Source organism: Sodalis ligni, from assembly GCF_016865525.2.
GTDB lineage: Bacteria > Pseudomonadota > Gammaproteobacteria > Enterobacterales > Enterobacteriaceae > Acerihabitans > Acerihabitans ligni.
On sequence record NZ_CP075169.1, the window covers coordinates 2,464,677 to 2,482,273 of the forward strand.

Annotated in this window: 16 protein-coding genes and 2 pseudogenes; 12 read left to right on the plus strand and 6 right to left on the minus strand. The window is 49.3% G+C overall.

Annotated elements, in window-relative coordinates:
* Window positions 1-258 precede the first annotated feature (258 nt).
* Window positions 259-741 (plus strand): cold-shock protein, encoded by a 483-nt coding sequence (locus GTU79_RS11475; RefSeq protein ID WP_203521826.1) that lies wholly within the window; start codon window positions 259-261, stop codon window positions 739-741.
* A gap of 931 nt (window positions 742-1,672) precedes the next feature.
* On the opposite strand, the gene GTU79_RS11480 is transcribed toward GTU79_RS11475, so the two are convergent.
* The 4 genes and pseudogenes from GTU79_RS11480 to GTU79_RS11495 form a co-directional block, all read right to left on the minus strand.
* Window positions 1,673-1,849, minus strand: a complete 177-nt coding sequence (locus GTU79_RS11480; protein ID WP_214513949.1) for a hypothetical protein — start codon at window positions 1,847-1,849, stop codon at window positions 1,673-1,675.
* 476 nt (window positions 1,850-2,325) lie between these two features.
* Window positions 2,326-3,920: pseudogene (gene tnpC, locus GTU79_RS11485) on the minus strand (IS66 family transposase).
* 30 nt (window positions 3,921-3,950) lie between these two features.
* Entirely contained in the window at window positions 3,951-4,298 is a 348-nt protein-coding gene (gene tnpB, locus GTU79_RS11490) for an IS66 family insertion sequence element accessory protein TnpB (protein WP_214513950.1), read from the minus strand.
* Window positions 4,295-4,728: pseudogene (locus tag GTU79_RS11495) on the minus strand (transposase). The gene tnpB and the pseudogene GTU79_RS11495 overlap by 4 nt, the downstream one beginning before the upstream one ends.
* A 120-nt stretch (window positions 4,729-4,848) precedes the next feature.
* Here GTU79_RS11495 and GTU79_RS11500 point away from each other — a divergent pair.
* The 3 genes from GTU79_RS11500 to GTU79_RS11510 are packed head-to-tail and all read left to right on the plus strand — an operon-like array spanning window position 4,849 to window position 6,930.
* Window positions 4,849-5,016 carry a hypothetical protein gene (locus GTU79_RS11500; protein ID WP_253073650.1) on the plus strand — a complete coding sequence of 56 codons (168 nt, stop codon included), beginning with the start codon at window positions 4,849-4,851 and terminating at the stop codon, window positions 5,014-5,016.
* The gene (locus GTU79_RS11505) at window positions 5,009-5,626 is read left to right on the plus strand and encodes an acyl-CoA dehydrogenase family protein (protein ID WP_203521825.1); all 618 of its coding nucleotides are present in this window, start codon (window positions 5,009-5,011) and stop codon (window positions 5,624-5,626) included. The genes GTU79_RS11500 and GTU79_RS11505 overlap by 8 nt, the downstream gene beginning before the upstream one ends.
* A gap of 23 nt (window positions 5,627-5,649) precedes the next feature.
* Window positions 5,650-6,930, plus strand: a complete 1,281-nt coding sequence (locus tag GTU79_RS11510) for an MATE family efflux transporter (protein ID WP_253073543.1) — start codon at window positions 5,650-5,652, stop codon at window positions 6,928-6,930.
* Between the two features lie 1,125 nt (window positions 6,931-8,055).
* Here the strand turns inward: GTU79_RS11510 and GTU79_RS11515 are convergent.
* On the minus strand, window positions 8,056-8,547 hold the full coding sequence (locus tag GTU79_RS11515; RefSeq protein WP_253073544.1) for a helix-turn-helix transcriptional regulator: 492 nt from the start codon (window positions 8,545-8,547) through the stop codon (window positions 8,056-8,058).
* 625 nt (window positions 8,548-9,172) lie between these two features.
* Between GTU79_RS11515 and GTU79_RS11520 the strand changes: the two genes are divergently transcribed.
* From GTU79_RS11520 to GTU79_RS11545, 8 genes are read left to right on the plus strand one after another with little or no spacing between them, the layout of a single operon-like run.
* Window positions 9,173-10,150 (plus strand): HlyD family secretion protein, encoded by a 978-nt coding sequence (locus tag GTU79_RS11520; RefSeq protein WP_253073545.1) that lies wholly within the window; start codon window positions 9,173-9,175, stop codon window positions 10,148-10,150.
* Window positions 10,147-10,278, plus strand: a complete 132-nt coding sequence (locus GTU79_RS30985) for a hypothetical protein (protein ID WP_275956928.1) — start codon at window positions 10,147-10,149, stop codon at window positions 10,276-10,278. The genes GTU79_RS11520 and GTU79_RS30985 overlap by 4 nt, the downstream gene beginning before the upstream one ends.
* Before the next feature lie 59 nt (window positions 10,279-10,337).
* Entirely contained in the window at window positions 10,338-11,054 is a 717-nt protein-coding gene (locus tag GTU79_RS11525; RefSeq protein WP_203523096.1) for an ABC transporter ATP-binding protein, read from the plus strand.
* 1 nt (window position 11,055) lies between these two features.
* On the plus strand, window positions 11,056-11,454 hold the full coding sequence (locus GTU79_RS30240) for a hypothetical protein (protein WP_253073547.1): 399 nt from the start codon (window positions 11,056-11,058) through the stop codon (window positions 11,452-11,454).
* Window positions 11,455-11,485: 31 nt separating this feature from the next.
* A complete protein-coding gene (locus GTU79_RS11530) occupies window positions 11,486-13,483 on the plus strand; it encodes an FtsX-like permease family protein (RefSeq protein WP_253073548.1) in 1,998 nt (665 codons plus the stop codon).
* A gap of 48 nt (window positions 13,484-13,531) precedes the next feature.
* Complete coding sequence (locus GTU79_RS11535; protein ID WP_203521820.1) at window positions 13,532-14,944, plus strand: sigma-54-dependent transcriptional regulator; 1,413 nt, start codon at window positions 13,532-13,534, stop codon at window positions 14,942-14,944.
* Window positions 14,937-16,262, plus strand: a complete 1,326-nt coding sequence (locus tag GTU79_RS11540) for a sensor histidine kinase (RefSeq protein ID WP_203521819.1) — start codon at window positions 14,937-14,939, stop codon at window positions 16,260-16,262. Before GTU79_RS11535 ends, GTU79_RS11540 begins: the two co-directional genes overlap by 8 nt.
* Window positions 16,207-16,917: a 4'-phosphopantetheinyl transferase family protein gene (locus GTU79_RS11545; RefSeq protein ID WP_203521818.1), complete on the plus strand. Its 711-nt coding sequence runs from the start codon at window positions 16,207-16,209 to the stop codon at window positions 16,915-16,917. The genes GTU79_RS11540 and GTU79_RS11545 overlap by 56 nt, the downstream gene beginning before the upstream one ends.
* Here GTU79_RS11545 and GTU79_RS11550 read toward each other — a convergent pair.
* Window positions 16,914-17,570 carry a GIN domain-containing protein gene (locus GTU79_RS11550; protein WP_203521817.1) on the minus strand — a complete coding sequence of 219 codons (657 nt, stop codon included), beginning with the start codon at window positions 17,568-17,570 and terminating at the stop codon, window positions 16,914-16,916. The two genes, GTU79_RS11545 and GTU79_RS11550, sit on opposite strands and share 4 nt — an antisense overlap.
* Window positions 17,571-17,597 lie beyond the last annotated feature (27 nt).

Sequence of the window (17,597 nt, forward strand, 5' to 3'; positions counted from 1 at the left end):
GCATTACTTCAGAACCCGCTGAGCGTTTCCACAACCCCCGCCAGCAGTCAGACCCTATACTCAGCAGCCCCGTTAACTCTTTCGCCACGTCTGGCCGCAGCGTTTCACTCGGCGTCGCTTACGCCTTTACCTGTCCATCCTCCTCGCATACCAGGCATTTATCATCCAGACTTAAACCAAAAACGTAGTTTGCGCAAACATTGTGTTTTACACTGCTCGCTGCAAAAACTGAGTAGATAAACGATTAAGTAGGCGGTAATGGCGATGAACGGAACGATCACAAAGTGGTTTAAAGATAAAGGTTTTGGATTTATCAAAGATGAAAATGGTGATAACCGTTATTTTCATGTGATTAAGGTCGCCAACCCGGAGTCGATTAAGAAAGATGCGGCGGTGACTTTCGAGGCCAGCACTAATAACAAGGGTTTGTCAGCGTATGCTGTGAAAGTCGTACCGGAAAGCAAATACATCTATATCGCAGGCGAGCGCCTTAAGCTTACGTCGATCAAGTCTTACCTGGTTTACAGCGAAGAAGTGTCTGCCGATACCCATATTGATAAAGAAAATGCGGTGCTGTCTGTGGGTGTGCTGATGAGTAGTATCAGGCCAAAATCAGCCGCGAAGCCTGGTGAAATGCGCTCGCTGAAAAAACTGGCGATCTTCACCTACCAGGGAACGACGTTAATCTTCTCGGAAGATGAGATAGACGTTGATGCCACGGCGAAACTGCTCATGGTCTGAAAAAATCCGGACTGACCCTATGCCGGAATCCTGTGCTGCATATTTCGCTGATTGCCATCGCTGATTCGGCGATTCCGATCGCGCGTTTTTTCTGTTCTTGGTTTTACTCGTCATGATCGGATTGCGCCACTTTTCTCAGTGGCTCTCCGATCAGTTCAAGTCGATGGCTGTTATGCACTAGCCGCTCAGTCAGTGCAGCCGGAAGCGTATCTGCGCCATATGCTGGCGATAATCGCGCGGATCATCCCATCAATAAGACCAAAGATCTCCTGCCATGGAACCTCAAAATCCCTGCTGAATAACTGCTCCAATCTATACCGAATTGGGGTAGGGCCACAAAGGTTTGTCTTCTTTGATACTTCATCAAACAAATCTTAAATTTTAGATTTTCTGTACTTACCCACTGCCATTGTTTTCCTCTAGGCGTGGTGAAAATTTTATTTTCGGGATCTGAAAATGGGACATTCTGGCCTGTTAAGCAATTGTAGGCAAAAGTATCTATTGTTTCTGGGATTATGTATGAAATTCATAATAAACTTAAAATAACACCTTTGAGAACATTACGATGCTGCCACTTAATTATTTATGTTGGTTGTCAGACCGTGTCTCCTTGAAACCATTAAATACACTGGAACAATCTCATAATTTAAAACCTGGCGCCTGTAAAGTTCTGGAACGCTATTACTCGTTACAATCATTGGCCATGTTTCCCAGCACCCATGTTGAGATGCTGCGGGATACGGTTTCAACGCTTGTTATCGCAAATCCTAATGTGAAAAGGCTGAAAGGGTGTCTGGTCTATGCGAAAACTCAAACGCACAATACTTTTTGACAGTCACTGGTTAGACGATATAGCGGCCTCCTGTGGAATAGGTCACTGGGATATATTGACTATTAGTCTAAACCATTGTGCGTCTGCTTTGTCGGCCATTCATTTATTAAAAACAGAATAATAAAAAGAAGAATCAATGGTCTTGTTGACGGGAGAAAAGCTTTTCATAGCGATATCAATCGACTTGATAATAGCTTGATGGCCGAAGTGCCCGCAGCCATGCTGCTTAACGCTGGGCGTGCGCGTTGGAATGTGACTCAGACTGCCGTCAGACATTTGTCGTCATTTTATGATAATCATCGGAATGTTCCTGCAGCCCGCAGGCGAGAACTTTATTCATCACTGGAGCAGGAATATCATGATTTTACCTCTATGTGTTGAACAAATTCAACATTTCAATTGAAAGTGTCGACGCTATCATACCAGGCAATATGGATATACCGATGTTGAAGAGAATGGCTGTTAAACTCAATTTTCATGGGCACTTGTTTACTGAGCATATTTCTGTCTACGGGCATGCTTATTGTTCCGACATACTTTTAATTTATCTGTGTTATTAGAAAACTTTGAAGGAAAAGAATTCTCTGTGTCGCCATGGGTATGGGGATAACCCTATCATGCGTCTTAATCGAAAAACATAGAAAACGGGGTGTTACATGTTAAATCTTCTGTCCGCAGTAAATGAAGCTATTAATGATGTTATGTCTGAGACCGTGTCTATCGTAAGCGTATATCCAGCGCCGTATTGACTGTTATTCCGCAGTAAGATCCACATTCCAGGGTAGGAGTTCTGCCACCCGGTTTATCGGCCAGTCTGCCAGAACGCTGAGGACATGACGCAGATACGCTTCAGGATCGATGCCGTTGAGTTTGCACGTGCCGATCAGGCTATACAGCATCGCACCCTGTCGCCACCATGATCTGAACCGAAGAAGAGGTAGTTCTTTCTGCCCAGGGTGACGGCTCTCAGGGTGCGCTCTGCCGCATTGTTGTCTATTTCCACCAGACCGTCTTCGCAGTAATAACACAAGGCATCCCATTGATTCAACGCGTAACCGAAGGCCTCGCCCAGCCGCGATTTTTTCGACAGCGTCAGCATCTTTTCTTGTATCCAGTCATGCAGTGAGACCAGCAACGGCTTGCTGCGCGCCTGCCGTGCCTTCAGTCGCTCCTCTGCCGCAAGTCCCCGGATTTCGGCTTCGATGATATACAGTTCACGGATACGCACCAGCGCTTCCTCCGCCGTGCCCGCACTTTTCGTTCGGATATACACGTCGTGGATTTTTCTCCGGGCATGAGCCCAGCAGGCCGCTTCCTTGAGTGGGCCGCCTTCGCGTTCATCGCTGAACAACGGGTCATAGCCGGTATACGCATCCGCCTGCAGCACGCCATAGAAGTCACGAAGATGATGCTTGGGATGTTTTCCCTGCCGGTCCGGCGAGTAGGCGAACCAGACCGCCGGCGGATCTGATGAACCGGCATTACGATCATCCCGGACGTAGGTCCATAGACGACCGGTTTTGGTCTTTTTCTTGCCTGGCGCCAGTACCGGCACCGGCGTGTCATCGGTATGAAGTTTGCCGGTGGCCATGACGTAGTGGTAAAGGGCTTCTTCCAGCGGCGCCATCAGACGGCAGCACGCATCCACCCAGTTCGCGAGCAGCGCCCGGCTCAGGTCCACACCGTGACGCGCCAGGATTTCCGTCTGGCGATACAGCGGCACATGCTCGGCATACTTCGAGGTCAGCACGCGGGCCAGCAGACCGGCACCGGCGATGCCCCGATCGATGGGGCGCGTTGGCGCTGGAGCTTCAACGATACAGTCGCACTTCACACAGGCTTTTTTCACCCGGACGGTACGGATAACTTTCAGGGCGCTGCGTATCAGCTCAAGCTGCTCCGCGCTCGTTTCACCCAGGTAGTCCAGCCGACCGCCACATTCCGGGCAACAGATTTCTGTGGGCTCCAGACGGTTTATCTCACGGGGAAGAGATTCAGGAAGCGGGCGACGGTGCCGGGAGTGACGCAACTGGCGGGGAACCTGCGGGTCATCCACCCGGCCGGTGCGCCGGTCGCTGTCCTGTTCACTCTGCTCGAGTGCCGTTTGTGCGTTGTCAACCTCACGCAGCAGCTTTTCCGAGGAGGCACCGAACAGCATCCGACGCAACTTATCCAACTGCGCGCGCAGGCGTTCGTTTTTACGTTCTTCCTCTTCTACCTTTTCCTCCGCCCGCGTCAGCGCCTGGCGCAGGAAGGCCTCAGTCTCCTCAACGAGACTGAGTTGCTGGTCTTTTTGGTGAAGCTGCCGTTCCAGTTCAGCGATACGGGCGAGATAGTCCTGACTCATGCCCCCCTTTATAATGCAGCAGTGATTTTTTTACAACATTGTCAGTGAGTTAAGGCGTGTCGTTTTAGGCTGGCGCCAGTCCAGCTTGTCCAGTAGCATAGCCAGTTGAGACCGGGTGAGCGTGATTTTGCCGTCGCGAACCGTCGGCCAGACGAACTGACCCTGCTCCAGACGTTTAATGAACAGACACAGACCGTCCGCATCCGCCCAAAGGATTTTCACCATGTCGCCACGGCGGCCACGGAAGATGAACAGGTGGCCGCAAAAAGGGTTCTCATTGAGAGCCTGCTGTATCTGTTCACCGAGACCATTAAAGGACTTTCGCATGTCGGTCACGCCGGCAACCAGCCAGATTTGGGTTCCAGAGGGTGGGATCATCCTCGGGCACTCCCGGTCAGTTCCCGAAGCACAACCGTCAACAGTTCCGGGAGAGATTTTCCAGCGTCATTTTGCCGGACCGGAACTCGATACAACAGGATGGAGCGCTGACTGCTGCGGGTAATGTTGCTCGGGAATGCCGGGTTTTATCAACAGCGGTGTCCGATGTCGGCAACTCGGGTATCACTTCAACCGGCAATAACGCCGGTTTTGATGGCGACGTCACCGTGGCCGGCAGGCGCCGGGATATACGACCTTCCTGCTGCCAAAGTCGTAACCATTTAAAGATAAGGTTACTGCCAACGCTATTCTCGCGGGCGATTTGGGAAACATTGGCACCAGGCTGGGATGCCAATTCAACCATGCGCAGTTTAAATTCATTGGAATAGACGTTACGGGGATCGTTACGCCAGTTCGCGAGATTATCCATGAATAGAGCTCTTTCTAAATGAGACGGAGCTCTAACCTACCCATCCTGGGGCCCATATAACAGACGGCGCTGGCTTTACGCTTACTGTCTATCAACAGGGAAACGGATTTTAACGAAGACCTGGATCTTGATTCGGTATTATTTGTACAGTTTTTATTAGTGCTGGAGGAAAAGATTCCTGGCTTGTTGTTTGAACCTGACCAAATCAATCAGGAGGCATTTAATACGGTCGGAAAATTGATCGATTGGATTGAGCAGCACCTCCAATTGGAGAGTTCAGATGTCTGAGAACGAGTTTAACCGGATTCACTGTCTGTTTATGAACCACGAGCCGGCAGAGGCCGTTAGGCAACTACGTGACGAATTTGCCGATCGGCTGAGTGGATTATTTAGCGGAGGACATCAACTCCAGCCGGGAAACGGGGCGGTAGATATTCGGGGGGTGAGTGAGTGGGACCGTGTGCTGGCTTATCTCGGCCTTTCTCTTCAATACAACGAAGAGGAAAGTTCGAAAGCTGACAATGCGACCCAGCTTATTGCCTCAGTTGCCGCTCGTATAGGGCTATTGATGCGCGTGCTGGAAATGAGCTGGAGGCATTTATCCACACGAAAAAGCTTTGGTATTAAAACCACAAGGCATCAATTGGTTAAGGCTGAGTTTGCCGATATCAGCAGCCAGGCGGGTTTGCTTTTATTGCAGTGGCGGATGCGACTTGCCATAGGGGACTTCGAGGGAGTGGAGGCGGATCACTGGCATATAACGGTGCTCACCAACAGGGCGGAAAAATTGATGGGTGGCCATGGTTATCTGCTTGGTGCAACCCACACACTTTCTTACCTTTCCATGATGATTTACAGCCTGTATGGCAAAACGGCGGGTCATTACGCGATGCCGTAGTGTGAGGGCGGACAGGAGGAAATATGAATACTTCATCAGAAATGGTTCTGTCACAGCGCCAGAGCATTAGCAAGGATGTCGCGGACCTCCTGAAGCTGGCCTGGCCGATGATTATTGTGGCCGTTGCGGTCTCTTTTTCGCAAAACATCCAAACGGCTATTTTCGGGCATGGTAGCGAGACTGACTCGATTTATTTGCTTTCGATGATTCAGCCCTTCAGTTTTATGTATCTGGCAATCCTGGAATGCCTGGCTATTACTAATCAGGTATTCAGTGCCAGGTCCCTGAATCTTTGGTCCAGGCAGAAGGTACTGACGGCGACATCAATACTGGCAACAATGGGTATCCTGATTGTAGCGTTGCTAAGTGGCGCAATATTCATCTCCTCCCCCCTGCTGCAGAAACTGCTCCCGGTCGCAGGAGCTGATTTTTATTCGTCAGTGCTTCCGCTCTACTTCCTGTCGATGTTACCGTTCATTCAACTTGAGATGTGTAACAGCGCACTCAGAGGCCAGGGGAACAGCGCGTTAAGCATGGTCCTGGTCATTACCTACATCGTTCTGAACGCCCTGATTTGCTACATCTGCTATCGGGTTTACGAGCTGGGTTTCTATGCCATTATCGTGGCGAATGCCTTGGCATCCGGATTGCTCATTCCCGCTGCTTTATGGCTGGTCTGGCGGATAGGTCATCGAGTGCAGGATGATCGGCCTGGCGCATTTGTACCGCGACTCACAGGGTTGCTGTTGCAGGTGGGGATGCCGATTTTCGCCTCGTTAATTGTACTTTTTTTCAGCTCGCTGCTTATATTTCCGCTGATTGGGACACTTGGTGAACAGTATGCCGCCGCCTTCTTGATAATTACAAAGATCAGGATGTTTATTGTTATCCCCGCGGTGGCCTGTGGCTCGGCCCTAGCCATATTGATTAATCAACGGTTGTCCGTCAGTACCGGCGAGGACCTAAAACGGTTACTGCATCGCGGGCTGGCATTTATCAGTCTTCTGTATATTTTATTCACATTTGGCGTCTACTTCAGTGAAGCAGTGCTGATAAGTCTTCTTTCCGGTGATGCGGTAATTCAGGCTGCCAGCAGTCATATGATAGTGAGTTTATTGCCCACCTTCTTCCTTACTTCCTTTGTTGCATCTTTACAAGCGTTGCTGGAACAGCTGGAACAAGCCCGCCGGGTGTTGGTTTTAACCGTGATTATTGAACTGATTACGGTCACGATTTTACTAGCCGGGTGGCATTATTTTTCACAATTAGAAACGATTATGAATTTCATCATCATTTTAACCTAATTTATTTTGTAGCGTTTGCCAGGGAATACTGGCGGTTGGCAAATAAAATCGGGAGCGAGAATGTTTTATAGTTTCTTTTACCCGATTCTTCTCATTTTCTCGTTGATCCACCAGAATTATCTCCGGATTTTGGTCATGATGAGGCTGCGTCCGTCCCTGTTAACGAGGGCAAGAATCAGGCCCGCTACGCATTATATCCGCGCATGTCGGTTAATCAGTTTATTCGACCTGTATTTTTTGCATGCGATTTCTTCCTATCTCTCCGCTTTGTACGCATTACGTTTATTTGAAAAAACCCGGCCTCTGCCTTATAAGAAGGGGGAAATGGAGCTGCTCAGTCACTGTCTGCAGGAGGATCTGTTCTGGCGGCGGGCTTTTGTGAAAATTTTATTTACCCGCAATCCAATCAGCATGCGGAGAAAGTACTGCTGTTACATGGGTGGGACGGCCGTAGCATTATGTTCAGGCAACTTGCGCAGCGCCTGCAAACCCAGGGATACATCGTGTTTGCGCCAGACCTGCCGGCGCACGGCATTTCCCTGGTAAAAAGTGTCTTTCTACGATCTTTCCCAAGTTGTGATGTGCATAGAACATCACTACGGACCTTTCTCAGTAGTCATTGGTCATTCAACGGGTGGGTTAATAAGTTGTATGGCAGCGTTACAGGGTTTGCTGTTTAAAGAATGATTTTAATCAGCAGCCCTGCAGCTACGGTAAAATGATGGATAGATATGTTTTCAGTAATAAACTCCCCAAACGTATTGCTGGAACAATGAAACGGCTCTATCAGTTACGTTACGGTGTCCATCCTGATGTAATTGGCCCCGAATTGATCGGGGCAATTACTAACCCTGTGCTGATATTGCATGATAAGGGAGACGTAAGTATCGATTCATCTGAGGCATTGATACTCAACCATGCCTTGAAAAAAGTGAATTAATCTTAACTGAAGGTAAGGGACACAATGGCGCCTTACGTGATTCCGTTGTATTTGGTCATATTTCTATTTTCTTAAGCAATACCGAAAAGAAAATTATTCATCTATCCAGAATCCAATTTTGAGATTGCGCCTGTTGAAAAAAATAAATCAAAAGTTTGATAAAGAACTTTATTTTATACTGTCAATTAAAAATGCCGGAGGTTGCTAATCAGCATCTTTCGTGAAAAGCTGTTTCTTTTAATGCCGAAAATAAAATCATAATCAGAAGATTCTTTCTTTATTATAGGGCTTACTGTTTTCTTCACACATTGCTTAAATTTAAGTGGTGACTCCTTATAGGTTTTAGTGAAACTTCTGGAAAAATGGGGCAGTGAGGAAAACCCACAAGCATAGCTGATATCCGTCAATGACCATTCAGGCGCCAGGTGTATAAACTCTCTGGCCAGGGCCAACCTGACCTTCCACATCCATTTTATCGGCGTGACGTCGTAAAAGAGGTTAAATATCCGACAAATATCGAATCGGGATTTTCCACAGATATTTTCCAGGTCTTCCAGTGTGATTTCCTCAGAGATATTTTCAACTATATGGTTGATGACTTTAACAATACACAAGGCTTTCTCAGTGTGGGCATGTTTACCATAGATAGCCAAATGTCGTTTATCAAGATCGTCCATTATTTCCTGTGAGAAAAAGTGTTTTCACCATGCGAAAATTTACGTTCCAGCATATTTACTCCTTCTGCGAAAGTTCATAGCGAGTAATTTTTCTTATCAATACCATATGTTTCTGGCCGTTATGAATTCAGCAATTGCTATGCCAGTTTTCTTATATCTTAACCTGTTGTTTAGCATTGCTATTTTTCGTTATCGCGATTTGGGAAAAATAAATCCCATTTTCGAAACGATTCAATGGTAGGAATTAATTTTCTGTCTCAATAGTGGGATTTTCAATCATTTGTGGGATTGAGCATGAAAAACAGGTCATACACGGGTTGTTATCCCAGTGGCAGTTCCATAAATGAGATTCATACCTTGGTTGATTAAATGCACAGCAAAAGACATCGAGAATAATTGTTTAAATTTCAATATGATAATTAATTTTCGGCGTTGGCATGAAAAGTGCTTTGTATTGAGAGGTTATCAAAAAAGGTATCATTATGGATATTTCAATCCCTCAGTCTGGGAATAAATTAACACTAAAACGGTATCGGAACGCTATCGCTGGCGGGGTGTTGCTGCTGGCACTACTGATAACCATCTATAACTATCGTTTTCACCCTATAAAATTTCGCGTGGCAGCGTGGCTATTGCGGAAGTGAAATACGGGGATTTCGCGGTAGAAGTGCGTGGCAATGGGGTACTGTTGCCACAGGATATTAATTGGGTTGCGGCCAATGTCGATGCGCGGGTGGAAGAGGTGATATATAAGCCCGGCATGAAGGTCAGTAAGGGCCAATTATTGGTAAGAATGAGTAACCCGGCGCTAGAACAGCGATTGCAGGAGAATCAGCTTGAACTTGCTGCGCGCCGGGCAGAAACCGAGGCGACCAACGCCGAGTTGCAAAATAAAATCCTTAACCAAGAAGCGTTAATATTTGATGCTAAGAGTCGGTTACTCAGTTCAACCACGCTTCTAGCCGCGCAAAAAAAATATATTGCCGCCGTTACGATGCTGGAATATGACACCACGCGTATTAATACTGAGCAGTTGCGTAATAAGTTGAGTTTTGAAGAGATACGATTGAAAACCCTTAAAATGAGTGTGGAGGCCGATATTAAAGCGAACACAATGCGCCTTAACAAATTGGAGTCCCTAGTGTCACTGAGCCAGGAAGAAGTGAATTTGCTCAATGTGACCTCTCCTATCGACGGCATTTTACAGGATGTTAAAGTCCAGGTGGGGCAGCGTGTGACAATAGGCAGTGATATTGCACGCCTGGCAAAAGAAAAAGAACTCTATGCCGAACTCAAAGTGCCCGAATTACAGTCAAGGGACCTGGCTGTCGGCCAGCCGGTTACGATTAACACCGGCCGCAGCCAGTTTTCCGGTGAGTTGTCCAGGGTAGACCCTGCAGTCACTGATGGCACGGTCAAAGTTGACGTGATCTTTACTCAACCGCTGCCACAGGAAGCACGCCCCGACCTGAGCGTTGATGGATTGATCGCGGTGACAAAATTAACCATTCGCTCTATGTTGAACGTCCGCCTTTCGCGCAGAATAACTTACCCTCTATGCTTTATAAGCTGGATGATAAAGGACGCTCTGCGACCAAAATGAAAGTTAACTTTGGACAAGGTTCAGCGGACTACATCCAGATCACCAGCGGACTGCGTGCTGGCGACAAAATTATTCTCAGTGACAGCACCGCCTGGCAGGGTGCCGACCGAATTGAGATCACAAAGTGATGCGGACGACATCTGCAAACGACACCTGCAAACGGAACAATGTCTTGGAGAAGATAATGATGGGACCCTTGGTAGAACTGAAAGATGTGAATAAAATTTTTCTGACCGATGAAATCGAAACACATGCTCTGAGCAAAATCACACTCACGATTTCAAAAGGGGAATACGTGGCAATATCAGGCCCCTCCGGCTGCGGCAAATCAACTCTGCTCTCGATTTTAGGTCTGTTGGATGTGGCTTCGACTGGCACATATCAATTAGGTGGCCACAATGTTGAAAATATCTCCAAGAAACAGCGTGCCCTGGTGCGCAACCGCGACATCGGCTTCATCTTCCAGTCCTTCAATCTGATAAGCGATTTAACAATTGAGGAGAATGTGTCTTTGCCCCTGACCTACCGCAAAGATATCACCAAAGCGCAACGGCAACAGAAGGCGACTGAAGCATTGGCTAAGGTCAATATGTCCCACCGCGCGCGCCACTTTCCTTCGCAACTCTCAGGTGGACAGCAACAGCGAGTCGCCGTGGCCCGGGCTATTGTGGGCAATCCGTCGATCATTCTTGCGGACGAACCCACAGGCAATCTGGATTCGCACAACGCGGAAGCGGTGTTGAATATTCTTGATGATTTGCATCAGGAAGGCGCCACCATCTGCATCGTTACCCATGATCCCCGCTCGGCAGAACGTGCGCAGCGCAGTATTGTGCTCTCTGACGGACAGGTTGTTGGCGATGGGGAGCTGGCGCGGGAACTCACCCTGATAAAGGAAGCCTAAGATGCTTTTTGACATTCGATATGCCTTACGTTTGTTACTGAAAAGTCCTGGTTTTACTTTTATTACCGTGATGATTCTGTCCTGCGGGCTGGCGCTAACGCTGTATATGTACTCGGTGATCAATACCATTATGTTTACTCCGCTTCCTTATCCGGACGGAAAAAATATGGTGTTAATCAATCCGACGGTCAACGGCGTCAGCCTGAGCGATTCCGGGGTAAATTTTTTGGATTATAAAGACATCAAATCCCGCAGCACCACGCTGGATGATGTCGGATATTTCTACGCTGAACGCGCTGATATCAGCGACGGCAGCAAGGCTGTTTCCTATATGGCTATCCGTAATACCCCGGAGATGTTCTCTTATGCCAAGGTACAGCCCTCCGTGGCCGGGTATTGAACAGTGAAGATGTTCAGCCGGGGCTCAACCTGTGGCGGTGATCAGCTACGGCATGTGGCAAAATTATTTTGCCTCCGATGCGCAGCTCATCGGCAGGGATGTCATCATCAATGGCATACACACGCGCATTGTCGGCATCATGCCGCAGAACTTTTCATTCCCCTTCTTCCATGACCTTTGGCTGCCTTCAAGGCTTGAACCTTCTGATTACCTGATCCGCAAGGGGGCTCCGGAAGTCTCGGTTTTCGCGCATTTAAAACCTGGTGTTACCCCTGAAAGCGCCAATGGTGATCTCAATCGCATCATGCAATCGCTGGCATCGGAGTACCCTGAAAGCAATAAAGGGCTTTCAGCTCAGGCACTCACTTTCCAGGAAAATTTTATGGGTGAAGAGACCATGCCGATATTTATCGTCATGCTTTTTGCCGTTGTTTTTGTCCTGTTGCTGGCTTGCTGCAATGTCGGCAACCTGCTGCTGGCCAGAACGACAGAGCGCTCGAAAGAGATTGCGATCCGGGTGGCTTTGGGATCCCCGGCTGGCCGGTTAGTGCTTCAAATGATGTGGGAAAGCCTGTTTATCTGCTTTTTCTCGAGCGTGGTTGCCGTTTTGCTGGCCGCATGGGGCCTTGAGATCACCAACGCCATGCTGCCGGGATTCGTGCCGAATAAAATCCCTTTCTGGTGGCATTTGTCACTCGATAATACGATGATCCTCAACGCCCTGGTTCTGGCTATCATTACCTCGGTGGTCACAAGTGCCTTGCCGGCATGGAGAATAACCCATGGTAATTTCAACGATGTACTGCGTGATGGCACTCGTGGCGCGCTGAGCCGTGGTGCGGGCCGGGTTTCCCGTATTTTGGTCACCTTTGAGGTAGGGCTCTCCTGTGCCATTCTGTGTATCAGCGCGCTGCTCGCGTTGCTGGTTTACCAGGCGACCCGGGGAGATTATGGTGTCGACACCAATAATTATCTGACTGGACAAATTAATCTTAACGCCAATCAGTATCCTGATGACGCAAGCCGTATCCTGTTTTATCAGCGCTTGCAAGCTGCCGCCAATACGGTGCCTGGGGTAGAAAAAGCAGCATTAACCACCAGTGCCGTCGGGCAATTCACCGTGCCACGCCAGGTGGATATCGACACTTCAACCAACAACCGCAATGAGCGGTGGTCTTATCCGATGATCAACGATGTGCAGGTGATGCCGGGAAGTCTATCGTCGATGGGGATCACTCCCAGGGCCGGCAGGGAATTCGCCGACAACGATAATCAAGACTCACAGCCTGTGGCAGTGGTAAGTCAGTCCTTTGCCGACCAGTTTTGGCCAGGGGCGCACGATGTTATTGGCAAACGACTGCGTTTTCGTGACACCAATGATCAACGCTGGTTCACTGTAATCGGTGTGGTACCGAATGTTATTCATGGCCGGCCATTCAGCGCATTCCGCCATCGCGCCACGGTCTACCGTTCTCTTGAACAGCAACCCGCGTCCTCGTTAATTCTGGTGCTGCGCGCCAAAAATCCTGATACGGTAGGGCCTTACCTTGTCAATGCGGTACGACAGATTGACAGTAATCTTTCGGTCAATCAGATCCAGACATTAAATCAACGGTTGGCTCGAAATACGGCCGGGCTGCATTTCATTGCCAATCTTTTCATGTTATTCGGTCTGGTGGCGGTGATACTTGCGGCAACGGGCATTTATGCGGTGATGCGCAATGTGATTAACCAACGAATCCAGGAAATAGGGGTACGCATGGCCATGGGGGCTACGGAGGGCGTTCTGCTACGTATGCTGATGCTTCAGGGAAGCAAGCAGTTATTGACTGGTTTGATCATCGGACTGCCTCTGGCGTTCATTGTCGCCCCCAAATTGACGAGTGCTTTGGGTGACGGAAAAACCCCCTTCGTGCTGCTGTTCTGTGCGGTGGCGATGATGATTTCGCTGATTGTTGTGCTAGCCGTCTGGCTTCCTTCCCGACGGGCCACCGGTATGTCGCCTGCGGACGCGATTCGTTATGAATAATCAGTCGCCGTGCCCCTGGGGTACGGCGGCACAAGTCGGATGCTTTTAATGAGCGAAAAAAAACAGATCCTTGTGATTGACGATGATGCGGGAATACTGACCAGCCTCGATATTTTACTGCGTATGGAAGGGTATGAGGTGACGCTGGAAACGCAAGCTAACCGCCTGTTGACACATTTGTCCGCCAAACCCTTTGATTTGGTGTTAATGGACATGAACTTTCAGAAAGACACCACCTCGGGCAAAGAGGGGTTGCAACTGCTGGAAGAGTTGAAAAAGTTTGATGACTGTTTGCCTGCCGTGACGATGACCGGTTGGGGAAGTGTGGGTATCATTGTCGACGCCATGCGTGCCGGGGCCGCCGATTTTATTCAAAAGCCGTGGGATAATGAGCGTTTATTGAGCATTGTTCAGCAGCAAATTGCCCTCAGCCAGTCGCGGCGGTCGGGAAATTACCTGCGGGAAGAAAATAAGCTGCTCAAGCTGGCGCTGGAAGATGACATGGACAGTGAATGGATAGTTCGTTCACAGGCGATGAAGCAGCTGCTCAGCGTGGTGGAAAAGGTGGCGGTGACGGATACCAGCATCCTGATCCTGGGAGAGAACGGCACGGGGAAAAGCCTGCTGGCGCGTTTTATTCACCAGCTTTCTCCCCGCCTCGAGCATTGCATTGTCGAGGTCAATATGGGATGTATCAACGAGCAACTGTTCGAAAGCGAAATGTTTGGCCATGTAAAAGGGGCCTTCACTGATGCGAGGGAAAATCGTATCGGGCGCTTTGAATTGGCGGATAAAGGCACCCTTTTCCTCGATGAAATCGGTAATTTGCCCTTATCTCAGCAAGTGAAATTGTTACGTGTATTGGAAGAACGGCAGTTCGAGCGTGTCGGTTCATCGCGTACCCAAACAACTAATTGCCGGATCATTGCCGCCACCAATTCCGATTTGGAAAAAGCGGTAGCCGAGGGCCGGTTCCGTCAGGACTTGCTTTACCGCCTAAACGTCATTCAAATCCAGTTGCCCCCCCTACGTGAACGGCATGAGGATCTGGAGCCGCTGGCTGAACGCTTTCTGAAACGTTTTGCGCGTAAATACAACAAACCCAGGCCGATATTATCGTCTCAGGCACGGCAGGGGCTGCATGAGTATTCCTGGCCGGGAAATATCCGCGAATTGAACCACCTGTTAGAGCGTGCGGTGTTGCTTTGCCGTGCCAGCGTGATCGATCTTGATGATCTTTGTCTGCCGATAACGGCCACAACGCGGAGCTTGGGGCGTCCACTGAACGAACCCTCATCCGGGGTGTTGGATACCTGTACTTTGGCTGAAGCCGAGGAAACATTGCTCTCGCATCGTCTGCGTCAATATGAAGGTAATGCGTTAAAAGCCGCGGAATCGCTGGGAATCAGCCGCAGCGCTTTTTATCGCAGACTTGAGAAATTAAAAATCTGTCATGATTAAATTTTTAAATTCTTTTGAATTACGTCATCTGTTGCTGTGCAGCTTGCCGCCGGCAGGGGGTATCATTGCGTATCTGCTGCTTTGGTTTTTTCCGCATCAGTCTTTCTACCTTAAACTCCTAACGCTCTTACTTCTGTGTGTCATGCTGATATATTTTTGCTATCACTTTTTTCAGCAGTTGATTTACAAAATCAATGTCGTTTCCAACTTATTGGAAGCTGTGGAACAAGAAGATTTCACCCTGCGAGGGGTGGCCAGTGGCCAGGGAGTTTTTGAAGGAGTGATCGAACAGATCAATGATATTTCAGGTCAGTTGTCGCGGCACCGGCAGCAGCAGCGGGAGATGGACTTTCTGCTGCAAAAAGTGATCTCCAATATTACTGTGGCGATTTTTGCACTGGATAGCAACCATTGCCTGATCTGGTGTAATAACGCTGCATCACGGATGCTGGGCACGCCGCTGGAGAGGCTGATTGGCGAGAAGGCCAGTTCATGGCATTTAGATAATCTTTTGCAGAACGCAAACACGGAGCATCCCGTAGAATCGCGTCACGAGGGCCGCCCAGTGCGTTATAAGGTGACAAGCGATACCTATATGGTTGATGGTGTTAAGAATGTATTGCTTTTTGTCAGCGACGTCGACGATATGCTGCGTCAGGAAGAACAGAAGGCCTGGCACAATCTGCTGCGCGTCATAAGCCATGAGATCAACAATTCCCTCAGTCCTATCGCCTCTATCAGCCAGATGTTGCAACAACATTACCGTCGCCATTCAGAAAACCTGCCCGCGGGATTTGCCGAAGGGATTGATTTGATTAACCAACGGGCAAAGGAGCTTATCGCTTTTATCAGTAGTTACCGACAGCTGAGCAAACTGGCCCCCCCGGTTAAAGCTCCGGTAGATCTGGCCTCGCTGATTGCTGAACTGCCGCTTTTGTTCTCTCACCGTGAAATCACCTTGCAGGGGCGGCGTCCGCTGATGGCTGACCTTGATCGGGTGCAAATCCATCAATTACTCATTAATCTCATCAAAAATGCTGATGAAGCGATGGCCGGCAGCACTGAATGTATTTGTATCGAATGGGCTGAAGAAAAGGGGCGATTACTGATCACTATCCTTGACCATGGGGTGGGGCTGACAAACCCCGAAAACATGTTTGTCCCCTTTTATACCACCAAGCTCAATGGCACCGGTATCGGGCTTATTTTGTGCCGACAGATTGCCGAAAGCCACGGTGGGTACTTGTCTTTGGAGAACCGTCATGAGCAAACAGGTTGCAAAGTCACCATTAATTTACCGCTGCAATCCCTTGCCTGAGCTTGCCGTGGGCCAGGGCGTTTGCCTGGTCCAGCATTTTGAAGGAACTCTGTTAGGAATGACCCTTCGCCGGCGGGCGCAACGTTGGCTGCGCCATGTGCTCGCTGCTTATTTATTTCTCCCGGCTGACCAATTAACTATCGCTAGGACCCGCACAGGAAAACCCTGGCTCCCACAGCATAGCTGGCTGCGCTTTAATTTGACCCACAGTGGGGCATCAGCCGCGATTGTCCTTTGCCGCGGGCAGGATGTCGGGGTCGATCTGGAAAAGGTCAGCGGAAAAATAGCAGTGAAAAAAGCGATAGCGCAGCGTTTTTTCCATCCGGACGAGCAACGCTGGCTGGCGTGCAGTGATGAAAACTACCTCCGGCGTTTTACGCAGATCTGGTGTATCAAGGAGGCCTGGCTTAAGGCTAGAGGCTCGGGGCTAACACAGCCGCTCTCCGGGTTTTGCGTCATTCCCCGGGAAACAGGACTCGCGCAGGTAGTCGTTGAGCAGCAGGATCACGTTGGGCTGATACATCATCGTTGGCTAGCGGGCGAGGACATTTTTTGTCTGGCTTATGGCGTCAGTGCGCATCGCCAGCACCCGCTGGTAAAATGGCAGGTCTATTTTCACCAAACGGGAAGTCACGGCGCTACGTATGCCGGTTAGGCGCAATCGGAGGTCGAAACCTCACTGGCGAAAGAGCCCGCTGCGCCGATATCAACCTGGGCTGATGGGCTGACAGACATCCGCGCCCCAGCCGACAGGCTGCCGCTGATCCGCGGGATATGGCATAGCGATGACTCCGCACCCATGCTCATGCGCACATTTGCAGCATCCGCCGTAAAGGGACGCGGCTTTTTATTAAAACTGCCGCCCATCGCCAAATCAAGTGTCAGTTCGTCCGTCTTGCCCTCCACCTGAATATCCGCCCCCATGCTGCCGGAAACAGCCAGTTTGGACCGATCCACCGCACATGCCGGCGCCGTGATTTTTACGCCCGCCTTTCCTGTCAAACCGCGTAGAGGACCGTTGGTATATAGAGTGATATCAAGCGTGCCAGAGACGAACCGATCGTTTTCAGCAGCGTTATTCACCAGCAATAACGCGTGATTGTCAGCGGTTATCCGAAGCTTATTTAACGTTTCTTGAGAGCCTGACACCACCATTGATGGGGTCGCGGCGCATTTGATGGACAGGTTAATGCCCTGTCTGACCTCAACGGAGGTAAAAGGCTCAAGCGGAAACGTTTTCTCCGCTGCCAGCGCGGAGGAGCTGACCATTTCGGTTAACAGAGCAAGTATCATTAATAGAGTATTCATCGTGATTCCTTGATTTAGCGTTAATGT

Bases quoted from the DNA above. Each gene is read 5' to 3' on its own strand.
- GTU79_RS11475 (WP_203521826.1), top strand. From the start codon at position 259: ATGGCGATGAACGGAACGATCACAAAGTGGTTTAAAGATAAAGGTTTT.
- GTU79_RS11540 (WP_203521819.1), top strand. From the start codon at position 14,937: ATGATTAAATTTTTAAATTCTTTTGAATTACGTCATCTGTTGCTGTGC.
- GTU79_RS11525 (WP_203523096.1), top strand. From the start codon at position 10,338: ATGGGACCCTTGGTAGAACTGAAAGATGTGAATAAAATTTTTCTGACC.
- GTU79_RS11545 (WP_203521818.1), top strand. From the start codon at position 16,207: ATGAGCAAACAGGTTGCAAAGTCACCATTAATTTACCGCTGCAATCCC.
- GTU79_RS11505 (WP_203521825.1), top strand. From the start codon at position 5,009: ATGTCTGAGAACGAGTTTAACCGGATTCACTGTCTGTTTATGAACCAC.
- GTU79_RS11535 (WP_203521820.1), top strand. From the start codon at position 13,532: ATGAGCGAAAAAAAACAGATCCTTGTGATTGACGATGATGCGGGAATA.
- GTU79_RS11550 (WP_203521817.1), bottom strand. From the start codon at position 17,570: ATGAATACTCTATTAATGATACTTGCTCTGTTAACCGAAATGGTCAGC.
- GTU79_RS11515 (WP_253073544.1), bottom strand. From the start codon at position 8,547: ATGGACGATCTTGATAAACGACATTTGGCTATCTATGGTAAACATGCC.
- GTU79_RS11510 (WP_253073543.1), top strand. From the start codon at position 5,650: ATGAATACTTCATCAGAAATGGTTCTGTCACAGCGCCAGAGCATTAGC.
- GTU79_RS30240 (WP_253073547.1), top strand. From the start codon at position 11,056: ATGCTTTTTGACATTCGATATGCCTTACGTTTGTTACTGAAAAGTCCT.
- GTU79_RS11480 (WP_214513949.1), bottom strand. From the start codon at position 1,849: ATGTCTGACGGCAGTCTGAGTCACATTCCAACGCGCACGCCCAGCGTT.
- GTU79_RS30985 (WP_275956928.1), top strand. From the start codon at position 10,147: ATGAAAGTTAACTTTGGACAAGGTTCAGCGGACTACATCCAGATCACC.
- tnpB (WP_214513950.1), bottom strand. From the start codon at position 4,298: ATGATCCCACCCTCTGGAACCCAAATCTGGCTGGTTGCCGGCGTGACC.